Source organism: Ferrimonas balearica (assembly GCF_019802085.1).
Classification (GTDB): domain Bacteria; phylum Pseudomonadota; class Gammaproteobacteria; order Enterobacterales; family Shewanellaceae; genus Ferrimonas; species Ferrimonas balearica_B.
On record NZ_JAHVHV010000003.1, the window covers coordinates 137,330 to 152,712 of the forward strand.

Here is a 15,383-nt window from a genome sequence, read left to right on the forward strand (position 1 = left end):
GTGCTCCGCGGGCTCAGCTGTTGAAAATCTTTTCGCGCTGCCACTCCGCTGGCGTGAAGGCCTTGATGGACAAGGCGTGCAGGGTTCCGTCGGTAATCTTTTCCATCAACGGGGCGTAGATGGCTTGCTGGCGTCGTACCTTGGACAGGCCGTCAAAGCACTCGCCGACCGCCAGAATGTTGTAATGGCTGCCGTCGGCGGTCACCCGCACTTCGCTCAATGTCATGGCCTCTTGCAGGCGGGCTTCAATCTCTTTCGGTTCCACGGTGGACTCCTCGCTGTGGCCTAGGCGCCGGTCAGGCGGTCCTCGACCAGTTCCAGATCATACAGTTGCATCAGGCGATTCAAAGCCGGCGGGCAATGCAGCCAACTCAGCGGCGTGCCCTGCTGCCGGGCCTGGGTTTCCAGCTCCAGCAGCATCGCCAGTCCGGCGCTGTCCACCGCGGTCACGGCGGACAGATCGAGCTGGCGCACCGCCTGCCACTGACCCCGCTGTTGCCACAATTCGGGCACCCGCTCCTGGGTCAGTGCCCCATCCAGCACCAGGCAGGACGCGTCCGAGGCGGTCACGAAGCGGCCTCGTCGGCCACCAGGCGGGCGGCGTTCTTCTCCGCCAGCATGTCGGTCACCGCGTCGATGCCGTTGCGACGGATCAGGCCACCGATCTCTTTCTCTTTGGAGGCCAGCAGGCTGATCCCCTCGGCCACCAGATCGAAGGCGCGCCACTCTCCCGTCTTCTTGTTGCGACGGGCTTTGAACTGGACTGAAATCGGTGGACGCCCCGGTTCGACCACGGTGACCCCAACGGTCACGATGTTCTTGCCTTCGAAGGGACGGGGGGGCGCGAACTCCACCGTTTGGTCACGGTATTCGGTGAACGCCTGAGCAAAGGTGGCAATCATATACCGCCGGAACTCCTCCGTGAACCTCTCTCGCTGTTCCGGTGTGGTTTTCTTCAGCGCCGGTCCCATCACCTTGTAGGCGGCGTACTTGTGATCGACATAGGGCATCAGCTCCTCTTCCACGATCACCTTGAGGTGGTCCAAATTCTCCTGGATCAGGGGCTTATCTGCGGCAAACCGCTCGAAGGTGCGCTCCGCCACCACCTGCACCACCTGGTAGGGATCCGACAGATCCTCCGCCTGAAGGGGCCAGGCCAACACCAGCATCAGGGCAAACGCCATACGCTTAAACATCGTCACTCTCCTTACTCTCCCTCACCCATGCTGTAGAGAAACTGACCGATCAGCTCCTCCAACACCATGGCACTGCGGGTGTCCTCGATCACGTCGCCGTTCCCCAGGATCGCCACGTCCTCATCCACAAACCCCGGCGACAGCCCAACGTACTGCTCACCCAGCAGCCCTGAGGTGAGGATAGACAGGCTGCTGGTTTCCGGAAACTGGTCGTAGCGGGCATCCATCGCCAGCTCCACCTCCGGGATCAGCATCTCCGGGTCCAACCGGATGGCGGTCACCCGGCCCACCACCACACCGCCCACCTTGACCGGTGAGCGCACCTTGAGGCCGCCAATGTTGTCGAACTGCGCCGTCAGGGTGTAGCTGGGGCCGTTACCCCGGGGATCGATGTTGGCCACCTTGAAGATCAGGATCAGAAAGGCCAGCAGGCCCGCCAACAGGAAGCCGCCAACGGCCAGTTCTATCTTTCTCGTCATAATCATTTCCCAAACATCACCGCAGTGAGGACGAAATCCAGGGCCAGTACGGCCAGCGAAGAGTGGACCACGGTCTCGGTGGTGGCCCGGCTGATCCCCTCGGCGGTGGGGATGGCGTCATAGCCTTTGAACAGCGCGATCCAGGTGACCACGAAGGCAAACACCAGGCTCTTGATAATGCAGTTAAGGATGTCCTTCTCCCACTCCACGCTGGCGGTAAGGATGGACCAGAAGGCCCCGGCGTCGATCCCCTTCCAATCGACCCCAACCAGGTGCCCGCCCCAGATCCCGATGGCGCTGAACATCAGCGCCAGCAGAGGCATGGAGATCACCCCGGCCCAGAACCGCGGCGCCACCACCCGCTGCAGGGGATCGACGGCCATCATCTCCATGCTGGCCAGCTGCTCGGTGGCTTTCATCAGGCCGATCTCCGCGGTCAGGGCCGAGCCGGCCCGGCCGGCAAACAGCAGTGCGGTCACCACCGGGCCCAGCTCCCGCAACAGGGAGAGGGCCACCATGGGCCCCAGGCTCTCCTCGGTGCCGAAGTCCACCAGGATGATGTAGCCCTGCAGCCCCAGCACCATGCCGATAAAGAGGCCGGAGACCAGGATGATCACCATGGAGAGCACGCCAACCTGGTAGATCTGCTTGACCAGCAGCGGCAGCATCTTGCCCGGCTGGGGACGGCGCACCAGGGCCCCGGTCAGCATCAGCCCGGCTCGCCCCATGCCCGCCAGCCAGTCCACCCCACTCCGTCCCAGGCGGGCCACACGTTCCATCATCATGGCTTCAACAACTCCTCAAGGTAGGCGGGGGCCGGGTGGTGGAAGCGCACCGGGCCATCCGGGGCGCCATCGAGAAACTGGCGCAGTTGGGGGGTGTCCAGTTGGCGGATCGCCTCCGGTGTGCCGGCGCCGATCACCTGTCCATCGGCGATGACGTAGACCTGGTCGGCGATGCTCAGCACCTCCTCCACGTCGTGAGACACCACCACCGAGGTCAGGGCCAGGGCTTCCCCCAGTTCGCGGATCAGCTTGACCAGCACCCCCATGGAGATGGGGTCCTGACCGGCAAAGGGTTCATCGTAGAGGATCAGCTCCGGCTCCAGGGCGATGGCCCGGGCCAGGGCGGCGCGGCGCTGCATGCCGCCGGAGAGCTCTGCGGGCATCAAGGTGGCGGCCCCGCGTAAGCCCACCGCTTCAAGCTTCATCAGCACCAGACGGCGGATCAGGGTTTCGGACAGCTGGGTGTGCTCGCGCAGGGGGAAGGCGACGTTGTCGTAGACCGACATGTCGGTAAAGAGGGCCCCGGACTGGAACAGCATGCTGATCCGCCGCCGCGCCCGGTAGAGGGCCGGACGGGACAGGGCATGCAGGTCCTGGCCATCGAAATGCACCTGCCCCTGATCCGGCCGCAGTTGGGCCCCCATCAGTTTGAGCAGGGTGGTCTTGCCGATGCCGCTGGGGCCCATGATGGCGGTGACCTTGCCCCGCGGGATGGTCAGGTTCAGGTCGCGAAAGATGGCCCGTTCGCCGCGGTAAAAGGTCAGGTGTTCCACCTTGACCAGATCGGCGCCGGCACTGAGTGATGCGTTCTCCATAATCACACCGGGTAACCCGTAGCCCCCTGGATCTCCTTATGCTCGGAAGGCGAAGTATCCATTCTAAATCCCAAACAACAGCTTAACAATCTGCTGCTCTTTTCTTTTCCCACGCTTCGGGGGACAATGCGCGGATTATTTTTTACCCCTGACTGTCATGTTACTGAACCTGTTGATGCTGCTGGGCGGCCTGATGTTGCTGGTCTGGAGCGCCGACCGCTTTGTCTACGGGGCCGCGGCCGTGGCCCGCAACCTGGGGTTGCCGCCGCTGATCATCGGCCTGACCATCGTCTCCATGGGCTCCTCCGCCCCCGAAGCCATGGTGGCCACCACCGCCGCCATGGGCGGCTATCTGGACACCGCCGTGGGCAACGTGGTGGGCTCCAACATCGCCAACATCACCCTGATCCTGGGGGCCACCGCCCTGCTGCGTCCGCTGGTGGTAGGTAGCTCCACCTTGATGAAAGAGATGCCGCTGATGCTGGCCGGTACCGTGCTGGCCGGCTACCTGATGCAGGACCTATTCCTGGATTTCACCGACGGCGTGATCCTGATGATCACCTTCCTGATGGTGATCGGCACCCTGACCTGGGCCGCCTGGCGCAGCCGAGAGAGCGACCCCATGGTGGCCGAGTCCGAGGCCGAGGTGCCGGACGATGTGCCCATGCTGCACGCCGTGCTCTGGCTGCTGGTGGGGATGGCGCTGCTGCCCCTGGCATCGAACCTGATGGTGGATGGTGCGGTCTACATCGCCAAGTGGTTCGGTTTGTCCGACCTGGTGATCGGCCTGACCATCATCGCCGTCGGCACCAGCCTGCCGGAGCTGGCCGCCTGCGTCGCCGGGGTGCTCAAGAACGAGGACGACCTGGTGATCGGCAACGTGGTGGGCTCCAACCTGTTTAACATTCTGGCGGTGTTGGCCCTGCCGGCGCTGATCGCCGGGGGGCCCATCAGTGAACTGGCCGCCGGCCGGGACTTCTACGTGATGCTGGGTACCAGCCTGGCACCGCTGCTGCTACTCTGGCTCAAACGCAGCCGCACCATCGGCCGGGTTGAAGGGGCCCTGCTGCTTGTCTGTTTTATTGCATACCAATTCAGCCTGTTCACTCAGGCGGGTTAATACCGGGGAATCAAGATGTCGTTAGATTCACAGCTGCGCCAGTGGGGCCAGGAGGTCATTGAGATCGAAACCCGTGCGGTCAGGGATTTGAGCCGGTTTATCGATGACGACTTCGTGTCTGCGTGCCAGACCCTGCTGGCCTGCACCGGCAAGGTGGTGGTGATGGGGATGGGCAAATCCGGCCACATCGGCAACAAGATCGCCGCCACCCTGGCCAGCACCGGCACCCCGGCCTTCTTTATGCACCCCGGGGAAGCCAGCCACGGCGACCTGGGCATGCTGTCCAAACAGGACGTGGTGATCGCCATCTCCAACTCCGGCGAAGCGTCGGAGATCATGACCCTGATGCCGGTGATCCGCCGCTGGGGGGTGCCGGTGATCGCCATGACCGGCAAACCGGAGTCCAGCCTGGCCCAGGTGGCCCAACACCACCTCTGCATCGCCGTCCAAGAGGAAGCCTGCCCCCTGGGGCTGGCCCCCACCTCCTCCACCACCGCCACCTTGGTGCTGGGGGACGCCCTGGCGGTGGCCCTGCTCCAGGCCCGCGGCTTCACCGCCGACGATTTTGCCCTCTCCCACCCCGGTGGCGCCCTGGGCCGAAAACTGCTGCTGCGGGTCTCCGACCTGATGCACAGCGGCGAGCGCCTGCCCCAGGTGGCCGAAGCGGTCACCGTCTCCGACGCCCTGCTGGAGATCTCCGCCAAGGGGTTGGGGATGACCGCCGTCATCGACGCACAGGGAGTGATGACCGGGCTGTTCACCGACGGCGACCTGCGCCGGGTGCTGGACGCCCGCATCGACATCCACGACACCAGCATCGGCACCGTAATGACCCGAAACCCGGTTACCGTGTCCGGTCAGCTGCTGGCCGCCGAAGCGCTCAAGTTGATGGAGGAGCGCAAGATCAACGGCCTGGTGATCGTCGACGACCAGGGCCGCCCCCAGGGGGCCCTCAACATGATGGACATGCTCAAGGCGGGGGTGATCTGAGATGGCCGAAACCCTCTACGGCCCGGTGGCCGATGCGGTCATCGACCGCGCCAGCAAGGTGAAGCTGCTGATCTGCGACGTCGACGGCGTGTTCTCCGACGGCCGCATCTACCTGGGCAACGACGGTGAAGAGCTCAAGGCGTTCCACACCCGGGACGGTTTCGGCATCAAGGCGATTCAGCACGCCGGCATCCAGGTGGCGGTGATCACCGGGCGCAGCTCCGCCATCGTCAACCGCCGCATGACCGCCCTTGGGGTGGCCCACATCCACCAGGGCTGCGAAGACAAGATCGCCGCCTACGAACACCTGCGCCAGACCCTGGAGCTGCTGCCCGAGCAGTGCGCCTACATCGGCGACGACCTGGTGGATCTGGCGGTGATGAAGCAGGTGGGCCTGGCGGTGGCGGTGGAAGACGCCCACCCGGCCCTGCTGCCCCACGCCCACTACCGCACCCGGATCCGCGGCGGCTTCGGAGCCGTGCGCGAGCTGTGTGACCTGCTGCTGCAGTCCCAGGGCAAGCTCGACCAGGCCAAGGGGATGTCCGTATGAAGCGGGAGATGCTGGCCGGCTTGCTGCTGCTGGTGGCGGCGGGAGCGCTCTATTGGCGCACCGTGCAGTTGGAGCAGCAGACGCCCCAGGCCCGCGCCGAGGCGGAGCCGGACTTTGTGGCCCGCAGCCTGCGCACCCGCAGCTACGACGAGAACGGTCGCCTGGCGGCGCAGATCGCCGCCGAGAGCATGGTCCACTTCCAGGAGGAGGGCCGTACCGAGTTTCGCGACCCCGTCTACCTCATCTACCCGGAGGGCAGCCAGGGGATCTGGAAGGTGCGCTCCGAGCAGGGCCGGCTGATGGACGCCCGCCACGTGGAGCTGGAAAAGGATGTTATCATTACCGCCATCGAGCCCAACGAACCGCTGCGCACCATACGGACCGAATTTCTCGAGCTGGATCTGGAAACCATGATCCTCACCACCGACCGCCCCCTGCGCGCCCATGGGGAGACCTTCGAGGTGGACGCCGTGGGCCTCTGGGCGGATCTCAACCTGAATCAAATCAACCTCAACAGTAAGGTAAGCGCCTCCTATGAAGTGCCTTAAGATCCTGATGCTGGCCCTGTCCGGTGCCCTGTTGGCCACCCCCGGCTGGGCGCTGGAAGACGACTACCGCCAGCCCATCAAGGTGACCTCCGACACCTCCAGCGCGGACATCAACAACTACACCCTGATCTACTCGGGTAACGTGCGCATCGTCCAGGGCTCGCTGGAGATCCAGGCCGAGGAGCTCAAGGTGGTGTCCAGCGCCGAGCAGGGCAACGAAGTGATGATCGCCACCGGCGACCCCGCCACCTACACCCAGATGATGGACAACGGCCTGCCGGCGGAAGCCAAGGCCCAGGAGATCCGCTACGAGGTGCGCACCCGTCAGATCACCCTCAGCGGCGACGCCGAGCTGAGCCAGGCCGGCAGCCTGATGCGGGGCAACACCATCAGCTACAACGTCGAGAAGCAGCAGCTGATCGCCGAGGGCAAGGAGGATGAGCAGATCACCACCATCTTCCTGCCGGCGGACCTGGAAAACGAAGAGACTCCGGAAGAGCCGGAAGCGGAGCCCCAGCCATGAGCGCGTCCATCCTCAAAGCGGAGCAGCTGGCCAAGAGCTACAACGGCCGCCAGGTGGTCAAGAGCGTGGGACTGGAGGTGCAGACCGGCCAGATCGTTGGCTTGCTGGGCCCCAACGGCGCCGGCAAGACCACCACCTTCTACATGGTGGTGGGGCTGGTGCAGAACGACAAGGGTCGCATCACCATCGACGGCGAGGACATCACCCTGCTGCCGATGCACAGCCGCGCCCGCCAGGGGATCGGCTACCTGCCCCAGGAGTCCTCCATCTTCCGCAAGCTGTCGGTGTACGACAACCTGATGGCGGTGCTGCAGATCCGCAAGGAGCTGTCCAAGCGCGAGCGGGAGGAGAAGCTGGAGCAGCTACTGGAGGAGTTCAACATCACCCACATCCGCGACAGCCTCGGCATGAGCCTGTCCGGCGGTGAGCGTCGCCGGGTGGAGATCGCCCGGGCCCTGGCGGCGGATCCCAAGTTCATTCTGCTGGACGAGCCCTTCGCCGGGGTGGACCCCATCTCGGTGATCGACATCAAGAAGATCATCCAGCAGCTCAAGGAGCGCGGTCTTGGGGTGCTGATCACCGACCACAATGTGCGGGAAACCCTGGACGTTTGTGAGTACGCTTACATCGTGAGTCACGGTGAAATGATCGCCCGTGGTGCCCCTCAGGAGGTGCTGGACAACAAGCTGGTGCGCTCCGTGTACTTGGGCGATCAGTTCAGGTTATAGTTACTTCCCCCATAAGGGACAAGGGTTTATCCCGTCTCCCCGGGGCACCCGACATAGACCATCGACGGTGCCACGGAGGCATCAGGTTTTAAGGATCCAAGCTCGTTGATGAAGACCTCGCTTCAGCTCAAACTGGGCCAGCAACTGACCATGACGCCGCAACTGCAGCAGGCCATCCGCCTGTTGCAGCTGTCCACGTTGGATCTGCAGCAGGAGATCCAGCAGGCGCTGGAGTCCAACCCGCTGCTGGAAACGGCGGAGGAGCTGGACCGGGAGCTGAACCAGGAGGGCGTCGACGAACCCCAGGCCGAACCCACCGACCACGCCGAGCTGGAAACCTCCGACGCCCTCACCCAGACCGAGATGCCCGATGAGCTGCCGGTGGACAGCACCTGGGACGACGTCTACAGCGCCGCCCCGGCCGCCAGCGCCGGCATCAGCCGGGACGACGACAACCTCTACCAGGGGGAGACCAGCGACGACCTGCACAGCCATCTGCTCTGGCAGATGGAGCTCACCCCCATGACCGACACCGACCGCGCCATCGCCACCACCATCATCGATGCGGTGGACGAGCACGGTTACCTGACCGTCAGCCTGGAGGAGATCCTCGAGGCCCAGGGGGATCCCGAGCTGGAGCTGGACGAGGTGGTGGCGGTGCTCAAGCGGGTGCAGCAGTTCGATCCCATCGGCTCCGCCTCCCGCGACCTGGCGGAATGCCTGCTGATCCAGCTGGCCCAGTACGCCGACGACACCCCCTGGAAAGCCCAGGCCTGCGCCCTTTTGACCGACCATATGGACCTGCTGGCCAACCGCGACTTTCGGACTTTGATCCGGCGCACTAAACTCAAAGAAGATGAGTTAAGGGCCGCCATGCAACTGATCCAGTCCCTCAATCCCCGACCGGGCAGCAGCATCACTTCCGCCGAAGACCAGTACGTCATTCCCGATGTTTCTGTCACCAAGAAGCAGGGTCGCTGGGTGGTGGAGCTCAACCCCGATGCCACCCCCAAGATCCGGGTCAACGAGCAGTACGCGGCCCTCTCCCGTGGCGCCCGCAACGCCTCCGACAGCCAGTTCGTTCGCGGTCACCTTCAGGAGGCCAAGTGGTTCATCAAGAGCCTGGAGAGCCGCAACGATACCCTGATGAAGGTGGCCAACTGCATCGTTCAGTACCAGCAGGGCTTTTTGGAGTACGGCGACGAGGCGATGAAGCCCATGGTGCTCAACGACGTCGCCGAAGCCGTGGACATGCACGAGTCCACCATCTCCCGGGTCACCACCCAGAAGTACATCCACACCCCCCGGGGCATCTACGAGCTGAAATATTTCTTCTCCAGCCACGTCAGTACCGACAGTGGCGGAGAGTGTTCCTCAACCGCCATCCGCGCCTTGATCAAGAAGCTGGTGGCGGCGGAAAATCCCAAGAAACCATTAAGCGACAGCAAGATGGCGCAGCTTCTCGCGGAGCAGGGGATCCAGGTCGCCCGACGAACCGTGGCGAAATACCGGGAAGCCCTCTCCATTCCCCCGTCCAATCAGCGCAAAAGCCTGTAGCGACGTGACACTCTGGAGGACACCCTATGCAGATCAATCTTACCGGGCATCACATCGAGATCACCGACTCCCTGCGAGATTACGTGCACAGCAAGTTCGGCAAATTGGAACGCCACTTCGACCACATCAATAACGTCCATGTGGTGTTGAACGTCCAGAAGCTGCAGCAGATCGCCGAAGCCAAGCTGCACGTCAACGGGGGCGAGGTGTTTGCCACGCACGAACACGAAAACATGTACGCGGCCATCGATGGGCTGATCGATAAGCTCGATCGGCAAGTAATTAAGCATAAAGAGAAACTGTCCCGGCACTGATGGAGATCACCGAGCTGTTATCCCCGGAGCGGACCCAGTGCGCCGCTCCGGGGCTAAGCAAAAAGAGGGTACTGGAGCTCATCAGCGAGCTGGCTGCAGAACAATGCCCCGACTTACCCAAGCACGAACTGTTCGAAAGTCTGTTGGCCAGGGAGAAGATGGGCAGCACCGGCATCGGCAACGGCATCGCTTTGCCCCACGGCCGGCTGGGACGCATCACCCGCCCCATCGGCGTGCTGATCAAATGCGACGAACCCATCCCCTTTGACGCCATCGACAGCAAGCCGGTGGACCTGCTGTTCGCCCTCTTCGTCCCCGAGGAGGCCCATCAGCAGCACCTGGCCACCCTGGCGGAGGTGGCCCGCAAGCTCAGCCAGAAAGAGATCTGCCGGGCGATGCGCAAAGCCAACGACAACCACACCCTGTACGAGGTCATCAGCCAGTGAAGCTCATCATCCTCTCGGGCCGTTCCGGTGCCGGTAAATCCGTCGCCCTGCGGGTCCTGGAGGACCTGGGCTACTACTGCGTCGACAACCTGCCGCTGGAGCTGATGCCCCAGCTGCTCAAGAGCCAGAAGGCCCACACCGACCGGGTGGCGGTGAGCCTGGACATCCGCAACCTGCCGCTGGAGTCCCTGGACATCCCCCGCCTCAAACAGCGGCTGGACCCGGACATCGAGACCCAGCTGTTCTTCCTCGACGCTTCCGACGAGCACCTGCTGCGCCGCTACAGCGAAACCCGCCGCCTGCACCCCCTCTCCCGGGGCGGCCACACCCTGGCCGAAGCGATTGCCGAAGAGCGCCTGCTGCTGACCCCCCTGGCCAAGGAGTGCGATCACCACATCCGCACCGACGATCTGTCGGTGCACCAGTTGGCGGACAAGCTGCGGGAGCTGCTGCTGGGCAAGCCGGAGGGGGAGATGATGCTGGTGTTTGAGTCCTTCGGCTTCAAGCACGGCATGCCCAAGCAGGCGGACTACCTGTTCGATGTGCGCTTTCTGCCCAACCCCCACTGGGATCCGGAGCTGAGGGTGCTGACCGGGCTGGACAAGCCGGTGCAGCGCTACTTCCGCCGCCACGACAGCGTGACCCGCTTTATCGACCACACCGAGCGCTTCCTGCTCAACTGGCTGCCGATGCTGGAGCGCAACAACCGCGCCTACCTGACGGTGGCCATCGGCTGCACCGGCGGCCAGCACCGCAGCGTCTACATTGCCGAGGCCCTGGCCAAACGCTTTGCCGGCTATCGGGGTCAGGTGCAGGTCAACCATCGGGAGTTGGACCGGAAGGCCGGCGCGTGATCGAACGTCGGGTCACCATCGTCAACAAGCTGGGCCTGCACGCCCGCGCCGCCACCCGGCTGGCGCAGCTGGCCCGGGGGTTTGAGGCCACCCTCACCCTCCATCTGGACGAACAGGAAGCCCGAGCCGACAGCGTCCTGGGCCTGTTGCTGCTGCAAAGCTGCCAGGGCAAAGAGGTGGTGATCCGTGCCACCGGCCCCCAGGCCGAGCCCGCCCTGGCGGCGGTCTGTCAGCTTATCGAGTCCCGCTTCGACGAAGCGGAGTGACGCTCAGAGTCGTCCCATCCCCATCTCTTGCTGACGCAGCGGCATGGCATCGATCAGCCGGAACAGCTGCTCCTCGCTGGTGGGACTGTCCTGGTGCAGTTTCACTTGACCGTCCTTGCCGATCAGCACCACGGTGAACTCGTCCCGGGGGATGATGAAATCCTCCCGCCACAGGTGAGCCTTGGGTTCGCTCAGCAGGCGCCCCTCCATCTCCACTGACTCCCCCACCACACGGAACACCAGCAGATCCCGCTCCCTCAGGCCCCGCTCCATCTGGGACAGCCAGTCCCCCTGGGTGACGAACTCGGGGTCGGAATGGGTCGGCGCAAAGACCAGCAGGGCTCTGTGGTGCCAGCGCAGGGCCGACAAGGGGTCTGCCTGGCTGAGGTGGGGTGTCAGGGTCATGGTGGTGGCCAGGATCACCGCGCCGATGATGCGGCCGATCAGGCTCAGAAACAGGGTAAACATACTGCGCCCTCCGAGGGAGTGTGGCTGCCCTTTCTACGGGCGCTCCCCCAATGGGGATCTTAGACCCTCACTTTGTCCGATGGCTCCCCGGGATCGACCTGCCAGGCACGAAGGATCCCCAGCAGGTGCAGATTCAGCAGCAAAAACAGCCACCATTCGAAGGCGTTCTCCCAGCGGTCATAGCCCGGCCCCAGCCAGAGATCCAACACCAGGGTCAGCAGGGCAATCGCCAGGATCAGGGTACTCATGGCCAGCAGCCGCTGCCCCCGTTCCGCCAGTCGGTCACTGCCGTAGAGGGCGTCCCCCACCGACACCTGCAGCAGAAAGGTGCCGAGGATGAACAGGGCCACCCCGGTGCGCCGGATCACCGGGAAGTAGCCGGTGCCGTGGCCCAGGGTCAGGGTGTAGGTGGCCAGGGCCAGGGAGGCCAGCAGCGCCAGCACCAGCCAGGCTCGGTGGCGGGGGGCGGCCAGGGCCGCCAGCCAGCGCAGGGTGTGGCGCCAGAACAGGAACAGCAGCAGACAGGTGGGCAGCATGCCGGATTTGAACAATAGGTAGGCGCTGCCGTTGCGCCCGGTGCTGCTGATGCTGACGCAATCGGACCAGTAGGGGTTACAGGGGGGGATCCACCCCTCCCACAGGCTGACCAGATAACACAGATGGGTGGTGAGCAGGGGCAGGACCACCGTCAGCCAGCCCAGGCGGCGGGGAGCGGGGTTCACCATGGACACCAGAGGGCACCTTGGGGTTTAGAGCATCATCACCTGGGGCTTTAGGCTGTAGAGGATGAACAACACCTCCTCCTGCTCCCGCTGGCCCACCCCTTGCTGATTCAGCGCCTGGAGGGCGTCGTCCAGCACCGCCAGGAACTCCTCGCCGTCGATGTTCATCCCCTGGTGCACCGCCACCATGTCCGGCCCCTCGTAGAGGGCCGGGCCGCCGCTGCCGGTGATAAAGAAGCGGGCGGCACTCTCACCCAGGGCGTCCGGGTCGACCTCGGCAAAGCGGGGGGCGATGCGGGGGTTGGCCCGATGCAGGGCCACCAGGTCCCGGCAGATGGCTCGGATGCCGTCGCTGCCGCCGAGCCGGTCATAGAGGGAGGGGGTCATGAGTCTGGGCTCCTTAGCGATACCGCGCTAAAGCATAGCCCAGCTCACTGGTAGCGGGCGGAGGAGATGAACTGGTCGAAGGCTTCGCACCAGATCACCGCGGTGCCGTAGTCGGCCGGGTCCACCCCTTGGGGCAGGTCCAGCATAAAGGCGTCGAAGCTGCGGATCTCACCGACGTAGGCCATCTCGTCGCGCAGGTGGAGGAAGTCCACCTCGGTTTCGACAAACTGCGGCGACAGGTAGAGTCGGTAGGCCGGTCCCGGGGCCATCGCCCCCTGGAACGCCACCTGGTGCTCATCCAGCCAGATAGCTCCCTCGCCCCAGTGCAGGGCGTCGCTGTCCTGGCGGTCACGGTCGAAGCTGCCCTGGTAGCGGCGTTCCACCTGGGCCAGCTCCGACGGGGCCGGCCCGACCGGGGCCGCCAGGATGGGCAGCAGATAGATCCCCAGGGCCACCCCGGCTCCTAGGGCCGCCAGGTGGCTGAACAACAAGATAAGGCGTCGCACGAGTTCCCTCCTTGAGTGCGGTGTCAGTTGGGCCCTAGCCGGCCCCACTCCGTCACGCTAGCGAACCCGGGGGCCAGATACAACCGCGCCGCCTCGAGGGCGGCGCGGACGGTGTACAGCCAGGCTCAGTTGCCGGCGATCTTCATCGCTTCGAGCAGGATGGGGCCGCTCTGCAGGCTGTGTCGGGGGTCCAGCTCGGAACCCACCGACACCAGGTTGCGGTACATCTGCCGCAGATTGCCGGCGATGGTGATCTCGTGCACCGGGTACTGGATGACGCCGTTCTCCACCCAGAAGCCGGCCGCGCCTCGGGAGTAGTCGCCGGTGACCCCGTTGACCCCCTGACCCATCAGTTCGGTGACATAGAGACCGGTGCCCAGCTGTTTCAGCATGGCCGCCAGATCGCCACCGTTGGGGCTGACCCGCCAGTTGTAGATCCCCCCGGCATGACCGGTGTTGGTCAGGCCCAGGCGGCGCGCCGAGTAGGCGGTCAGCAGGTAGCTGCCGAGCACCCCGTCCCGCACGATGTCTCGGCGCTCAGTGGCCACCCCTTCGCCATCGAAGGGGGCGGAGGCCAGGCCCTGGCGCAGATGAGGGTTCTCCTCGATGGACAGCCAGTCGGGGAAGATTTGGGTGCCCAGACTGTCCTTAAGGAAGCTGGCGTCACGGTAGAGGCTGGAGCCGGAGATCGCCCCAACCAGGTGGCCCAGCAGGCCGCTGGCCTGATCGGCGCTGAACAGCACCGGCACTTCGCAGGTGTCGATCTTGCGGGCCGACAGGCGCGCGGCGGTGTCCACCCCCGCCTGGCGACCCACCTGCTCCGGGCCGGCCAGATCGGCGAAGCGGCGGGCCACGGTGTAATCGTAGTCCCGCTCCATCCCCTGCTCATCCTGGCCAATCACCACGCAGGAGAGGCTGTGGCGGGAGCTGGCGTAGCTGCCGATAAACCCGTGGCTGTTGCCGTAGACCTTGATCCCCTCGTGGCTGTTGAAGCTGGCGCCGTCGGAGTTGACGATGCGGGGGTCGCTGGCCAGGGCCGCCTGCTCGCAACGAATCGCCATCTCGGCGGCCTGCTCCGGGGTGAAGGCTTCGGGGTGGTAGAGATCCAACTCCGGCAGCGCCGTCGGCATCCGCGCCGGATCCGCCAGGCCATTGTGGGGGTCGGCGGTGGTCTGGGCGGCGATGGTGGCCGCGGCGCTTACCGCCGCCTTGATCGCCTCGGTGGAGAGATCCGAGGTGGAAGCGTTGCCCTTGGCGCCGTTACGAAACACCGAGATCCCCAGGGCACCGTCCTTGTTGAACTCCACGGTTTCCACTTCACCCATGCGGGTGGAGACCGACAGGCCCTGCTGCTTGTGGATCGCCACCTCGGCGCCATCCAGCCCCAGCCCCTTGGCGGCGTCCAGGGCACAGGCCACCGCCTGCTCCAGGATCGTTTTCTGTTGCGCTAACGGCTCGCTCATCGATTGGAATGCTCATCTAGTCATGAAGCGGACAGGATAGCAAAGTGCGACAGCGGCGTCCCGGCCCGGCAACATTCCCCCGCCCCGGCCGCGACCTTCTGGTAAAATGACGGTTTTTACCGCCCCCCGGAGTGCACCATGGTCGATTACGACGACAACTACGACGACGATTTCGTCAGCAAGACTCAACTGAAGCGGGAGGCGGAAGCGCTGCAGCAGCTGGGACAGGACCTGCTGGGGCTGACCAAGGCGGAGCTGGCCAAGATCCCGATGGATGAGGATCTGGAGTACGCCTTCGCCCTGGCCCACAAGATCAAGGGCAAGCACGAGGCGTACCGCCGCCAGGTCCAGTACATCGGCAAGCTGATGCGCAGCCGGGATCCCGAGCCGCTGCAGGAGGCCCTGGACCGGATCCGCAACAAGCACAATCAGGCCACCGCCGAGTTCCACAAGCTGGAGCAGTTGCGGGACCAGCTGCTTACCGGCGGCAACGATGCCCTGCAGGCGGCGCTGGCCGAGCACCCGGCCCTGGCCGAGGAGATGCAGCGGCTGCGCCAGCTGATCCGCCAGGCCGCCAAGGAGCAGAAAGAGAACAAGCCGCCCAAGTCCGCCCGGGAGCTATTCAAACTGCTGCGCAGCGCTCTCGAAGTTTGACCCCTCGGGGCG

The 15,383-nt window shown here is 64.6% G+C and carries 23 protein-coding genes; 12 read left to right on the forward strand and 11 right to left on the reverse strand.

Annotated features, from left to right (window positions below; translation table 11 throughout):
- Positions 1–13 precede the first annotated feature (13 nt).
- Genes KUV81_RS13340 through KUV81_RS13365 form a run of 6 tightly spaced genes read right to left on the reverse strand, consistent with a single transcriptional unit; the run spans position 14 to position 3,275 of the window.
- Positions 14–265, reverse strand: coding sequence for a BolA family protein (locus KUV81_RS13340; RefSeq protein ID WP_222544376.1), 252 nt, complete (start codon positions 263–265; stop codon positions 14–16).
- A 20-nt stretch (positions 266–285) separates the two neighbouring features.
- Entirely contained in the window at positions 286–570 is a 285-nt protein-coding gene (locus KUV81_RS13345) for a lipid asymmetry maintenance protein MlaB (protein ID WP_222544377.1), read from the reverse strand.
- Complete coding sequence (locus tag KUV81_RS13350) at positions 567–1,196, reverse strand: phospholipid-binding protein MlaC (protein ID WP_222544378.1); 630 nt, start codon at positions 1,194–1,196, stop codon at positions 567–569. Before KUV81_RS13350 ends, KUV81_RS13345 begins: the two co-directional genes overlap by 4 nt.
- 11 nt (positions 1,197–1,207) lie before the next feature.
- Positions 1,208–1,678, reverse strand: a complete 471-nt coding sequence (gene mlaD, locus KUV81_RS13355) for an outer membrane lipid asymmetry maintenance protein MlaD (RefSeq protein ID WP_222544701.1) — start codon at positions 1,676–1,678, stop codon at positions 1,208–1,210.
- Positions 1,678–2,460 carry a lipid asymmetry maintenance ABC transporter permease subunit MlaE gene (gene mlaE / locus KUV81_RS13360; RefSeq protein WP_222544379.1) on the reverse strand — a complete coding sequence of 261 codons (783 nt, stop codon included), beginning with the start codon at positions 2,458–2,460 and terminating at the stop codon, positions 1,678–1,680. The genes mlaD and mlaE overlap by 1 nt, the downstream gene beginning before the upstream one ends.
- Complete coding sequence (locus KUV81_RS13365) at positions 2,457–3,275, reverse strand: ATP-binding cassette domain-containing protein (protein ID WP_222544380.1); 819 nt, start codon at positions 3,273–3,275, stop codon at positions 2,457–2,459. Before KUV81_RS13365 ends, mlaE begins: the two co-directional genes overlap by 4 nt.
- A 157-nt stretch (positions 3,276–3,432) precedes the next feature.
- Here KUV81_RS13365 and KUV81_RS13370 point away from each other — a divergent pair, with 157 nt between their 5' ends.
- The 11 genes from KUV81_RS13370 to KUV81_RS13420 all read left to right on the forward strand — a co-directional run bounded on the left by KUV81_RS13370 (position 3,433) and on the right by KUV81_RS13420 (position 11,171).
- Entirely contained in the window at positions 3,433–4,395 is a 963-nt protein-coding gene (locus KUV81_RS13370) for a calcium/sodium antiporter (protein WP_222544381.1), read from the forward strand.
- A gap of 15 nt (positions 4,396–4,410) precedes the next feature.
- Entirely contained in the window at positions 4,411–5,385 is a 975-nt protein-coding gene (locus KUV81_RS13375) for a KpsF/GutQ family sugar-phosphate isomerase (RefSeq protein ID WP_222544382.1), read from the forward strand.
- Position 5,386: 1 nt separating this feature from the next.
- Entirely contained in the window at positions 5,387–5,935 is a 549-nt protein-coding gene (gene kdsC / locus KUV81_RS13380) for a 3-deoxy-manno-octulosonate-8-phosphatase KdsC (protein ID WP_222544383.1), read from the forward strand.
- Entirely contained in the window at positions 5,932–6,483 is a 552-nt protein-coding gene (lptC, locus tag KUV81_RS13385) for an LPS export ABC transporter periplasmic protein LptC (protein WP_222544384.1), read from the forward strand. Before kdsC ends, lptC begins: the two co-directional genes overlap by 4 nt.
- On the forward strand, positions 6,470–7,006 hold the full coding sequence (gene lptA, locus KUV81_RS13390) for a lipopolysaccharide transport periplasmic protein LptA (RefSeq protein WP_222544385.1): 537 nt from the start codon (positions 6,470–6,472) through the stop codon (positions 7,004–7,006). The genes lptC and lptA overlap by 14 nt, the downstream gene beginning before the upstream one ends.
- The gene (gene lptB, locus KUV81_RS13395) at positions 7,003–7,734 is read left to right on the forward strand and encodes an LPS export ABC transporter ATP-binding protein (protein WP_222544386.1); all 732 of its coding nucleotides are present in this window, start codon (positions 7,003–7,005) and stop codon (positions 7,732–7,734) included. The genes lptA and lptB overlap by 4 nt, the downstream gene beginning before the upstream one ends.
- Positions 7,735–7,842: 108 nt before the next feature.
- The gene (locus KUV81_RS13400; RefSeq protein WP_222544387.1) at positions 7,843–9,291 is read left to right on the forward strand and encodes an RNA polymerase factor sigma-54; all 1,449 of its coding nucleotides are present in this window, start codon (positions 7,843–7,845) and stop codon (positions 9,289–9,291) included.
- A gap of 26 nt (positions 9,292–9,317) precedes the next feature.
- A complete protein-coding gene (hpf, locus tag KUV81_RS13405; RefSeq protein WP_222544388.1) occupies positions 9,318–9,605 on the forward strand; it encodes a ribosome hibernation promoting factor in 288 nt (95 codons plus the stop codon).
- Entirely contained in the window at positions 9,605–10,051 is a 447-nt protein-coding gene (ptsN, locus tag KUV81_RS13410; RefSeq protein WP_222544389.1) for a PTS IIA-like nitrogen regulatory protein PtsN, read from the forward strand. Before hpf ends, ptsN begins: the two co-directional genes overlap by 1 nt.
- Positions 10,048–10,905 (forward strand): RNase adapter RapZ, encoded by an 858-nt coding sequence (rapZ, locus tag KUV81_RS13415; protein ID WP_222544390.1) that lies wholly within the window; start codon positions 10,048–10,050, stop codon positions 10,903–10,905. Before ptsN ends, rapZ begins: the two co-directional genes overlap by 4 nt.
- Positions 10,902–11,171, forward strand: coding sequence for an HPr family phosphocarrier protein (locus KUV81_RS13420; RefSeq protein WP_222544391.1), 270 nt, complete (start codon positions 10,902–10,904; stop codon positions 11,169–11,171). Before rapZ ends, KUV81_RS13420 begins: the two co-directional genes overlap by 4 nt.
- Positions 11,172–11,174: 3 nt before the next feature.
- Here the strand turns inward: KUV81_RS13420 and KUV81_RS13425 are convergent, their stop codons facing one another.
- The 5 genes from KUV81_RS13425 to pmbA all read right to left on the reverse strand — a co-directional run bounded on the left by KUV81_RS13425 (position 11,175) and on the right by pmbA (position 14,717).
- Positions 11,175–11,639 (reverse strand): DUF4174 domain-containing protein, encoded by a 465-nt coding sequence (locus KUV81_RS13425; protein ID WP_222544392.1) that lies wholly within the window; start codon positions 11,637–11,639, stop codon positions 11,175–11,177.
- Positions 11,640–11,698: 59 nt separating this feature from the next.
- Positions 11,699–12,370 carry a hypothetical protein gene (locus tag KUV81_RS13430; protein WP_222544393.1) on the reverse strand — a complete coding sequence of 224 codons (672 nt, stop codon included), beginning with the start codon at positions 12,368–12,370 and terminating at the stop codon, positions 11,699–11,701.
- 18 nt (positions 12,371–12,388) lie between these two features.
- Positions 12,389–12,748, reverse strand: coding sequence for a group I truncated hemoglobin (locus tag KUV81_RS13435; RefSeq protein ID WP_222544394.1), 360 nt, complete (start codon positions 12,746–12,748; stop codon positions 12,389–12,391).
- A gap of 44 nt (positions 12,749–12,792) precedes the next feature.
- Positions 12,793–13,254 carry a DM13 domain-containing protein gene (locus KUV81_RS13440; protein WP_222544395.1) on the reverse strand — a complete coding sequence of 154 codons (462 nt, stop codon included), beginning with the start codon at positions 13,252–13,254 and terminating at the stop codon, positions 12,793–12,795.
- Positions 13,255–13,379: 125 nt separating this feature from the next.
- Entirely contained in the window at positions 13,380–14,717 is a 1,338-nt protein-coding gene (gene pmbA, locus KUV81_RS13445; protein WP_222544396.1) for a metalloprotease PmbA, read from the reverse strand.
- 138 nt (positions 14,718–14,855) lie between these two features.
- Between pmbA and yjgA the strand changes: the two genes are divergently transcribed.
- Positions 14,856–15,371 carry a ribosome biogenesis factor YjgA gene (gene yjgA / locus KUV81_RS13450; protein ID WP_222544397.1) on the forward strand — a complete coding sequence of 172 codons (516 nt, stop codon included), beginning with the start codon at positions 14,856–14,858 and terminating at the stop codon, positions 15,369–15,371.
- The last annotated feature ends 12 nt before the right edge of the window (positions 15,372–15,383 follow it).

Excerpts from the sequence above, each read along its gene's own strand:
- KUV81_RS13350 (WP_222544378.1), bottom strand. The coding sequence starts at position 1,196 with ATGTTTAAGCGTATGGCGTTTGCCCTGATGCTGGTGTTGGCCTGGCCC.
- mlaE (WP_222544379.1), bottom strand. The coding sequence starts at position 2,460 with ATGATGATGGAACGTGTGGCCCGCCTGGGACGGAGTGGGGTGGACTGG.
- KUV81_RS13365 (WP_222544380.1), bottom strand. The coding sequence starts at position 3,275 with ATGGAGAACGCATCACTCAGTGCCGGCGCCGATCTGGTCAAGGTGGAA.
- KUV81_RS13370 (WP_222544381.1), top strand. The coding sequence starts at position 3,433 with ATGTTACTGAACCTGTTGATGCTGCTGGGCGGCCTGATGTTGCTGGTC.
- KUV81_RS13375 (WP_222544382.1), top strand. The coding sequence starts at position 4,411 with ATGTCGTTAGATTCACAGCTGCGCCAGTGGGGCCAGGAGGTCATTGAG.
- kdsC (WP_222544383.1), top strand. The coding sequence starts at position 5,387 with ATGGCCGAAACCCTCTACGGCCCGGTGGCCGATGCGGTCATCGACCGC.
- lptC (WP_222544384.1), top strand. The coding sequence starts at position 5,932 with ATGAAGCGGGAGATGCTGGCCGGCTTGCTGCTGCTGGTGGCGGCGGGA.
- lptA (WP_222544385.1), top strand. The coding sequence starts at position 6,470 with ATGAAGTGCCTTAAGATCCTGATGCTGGCCCTGTCCGGTGCCCTGTTG.
- lptB (WP_222544386.1), top strand. The coding sequence starts at position 7,003 with ATGAGCGCGTCCATCCTCAAAGCGGAGCAGCTGGCCAAGAGCTACAAC.
- KUV81_RS13400 (WP_222544387.1), top strand. The coding sequence starts at position 7,843 with ATGAAGACCTCGCTTCAGCTCAAACTGGGCCAGCAACTGACCATGACG.
- hpf (WP_222544388.1), top strand. The coding sequence starts at position 9,318 with ATGCAGATCAATCTTACCGGGCATCACATCGAGATCACCGACTCCCTG.
- ptsN (WP_222544389.1), top strand. The coding sequence starts at position 9,605 with ATGGAGATCACCGAGCTGTTATCCCCGGAGCGGACCCAGTGCGCCGCT.
- KUV81_RS13425 (WP_222544392.1), bottom strand. The coding sequence starts at position 11,639 with ATGTTTACCCTGTTTCTGAGCCTGATCGGCCGCATCATCGGCGCGGTG.
- KUV81_RS13435 (WP_222544394.1), bottom strand. The coding sequence starts at position 12,748 with ATGACCCCCTCCCTCTATGACCGGCTCGGCGGCAGCGACGGCATCCGA.
- pmbA (WP_222544396.1), bottom strand. The coding sequence starts at position 14,717 with ATGAGCGAGCCGTTAGCGCAACAGAAAACGATCCTGGAGCAGGCGGTG.
- yjgA (WP_222544397.1), top strand. The coding sequence starts at position 14,856 with ATGGTCGATTACGACGACAACTACGACGACGATTTCGTCAGCAAGACT.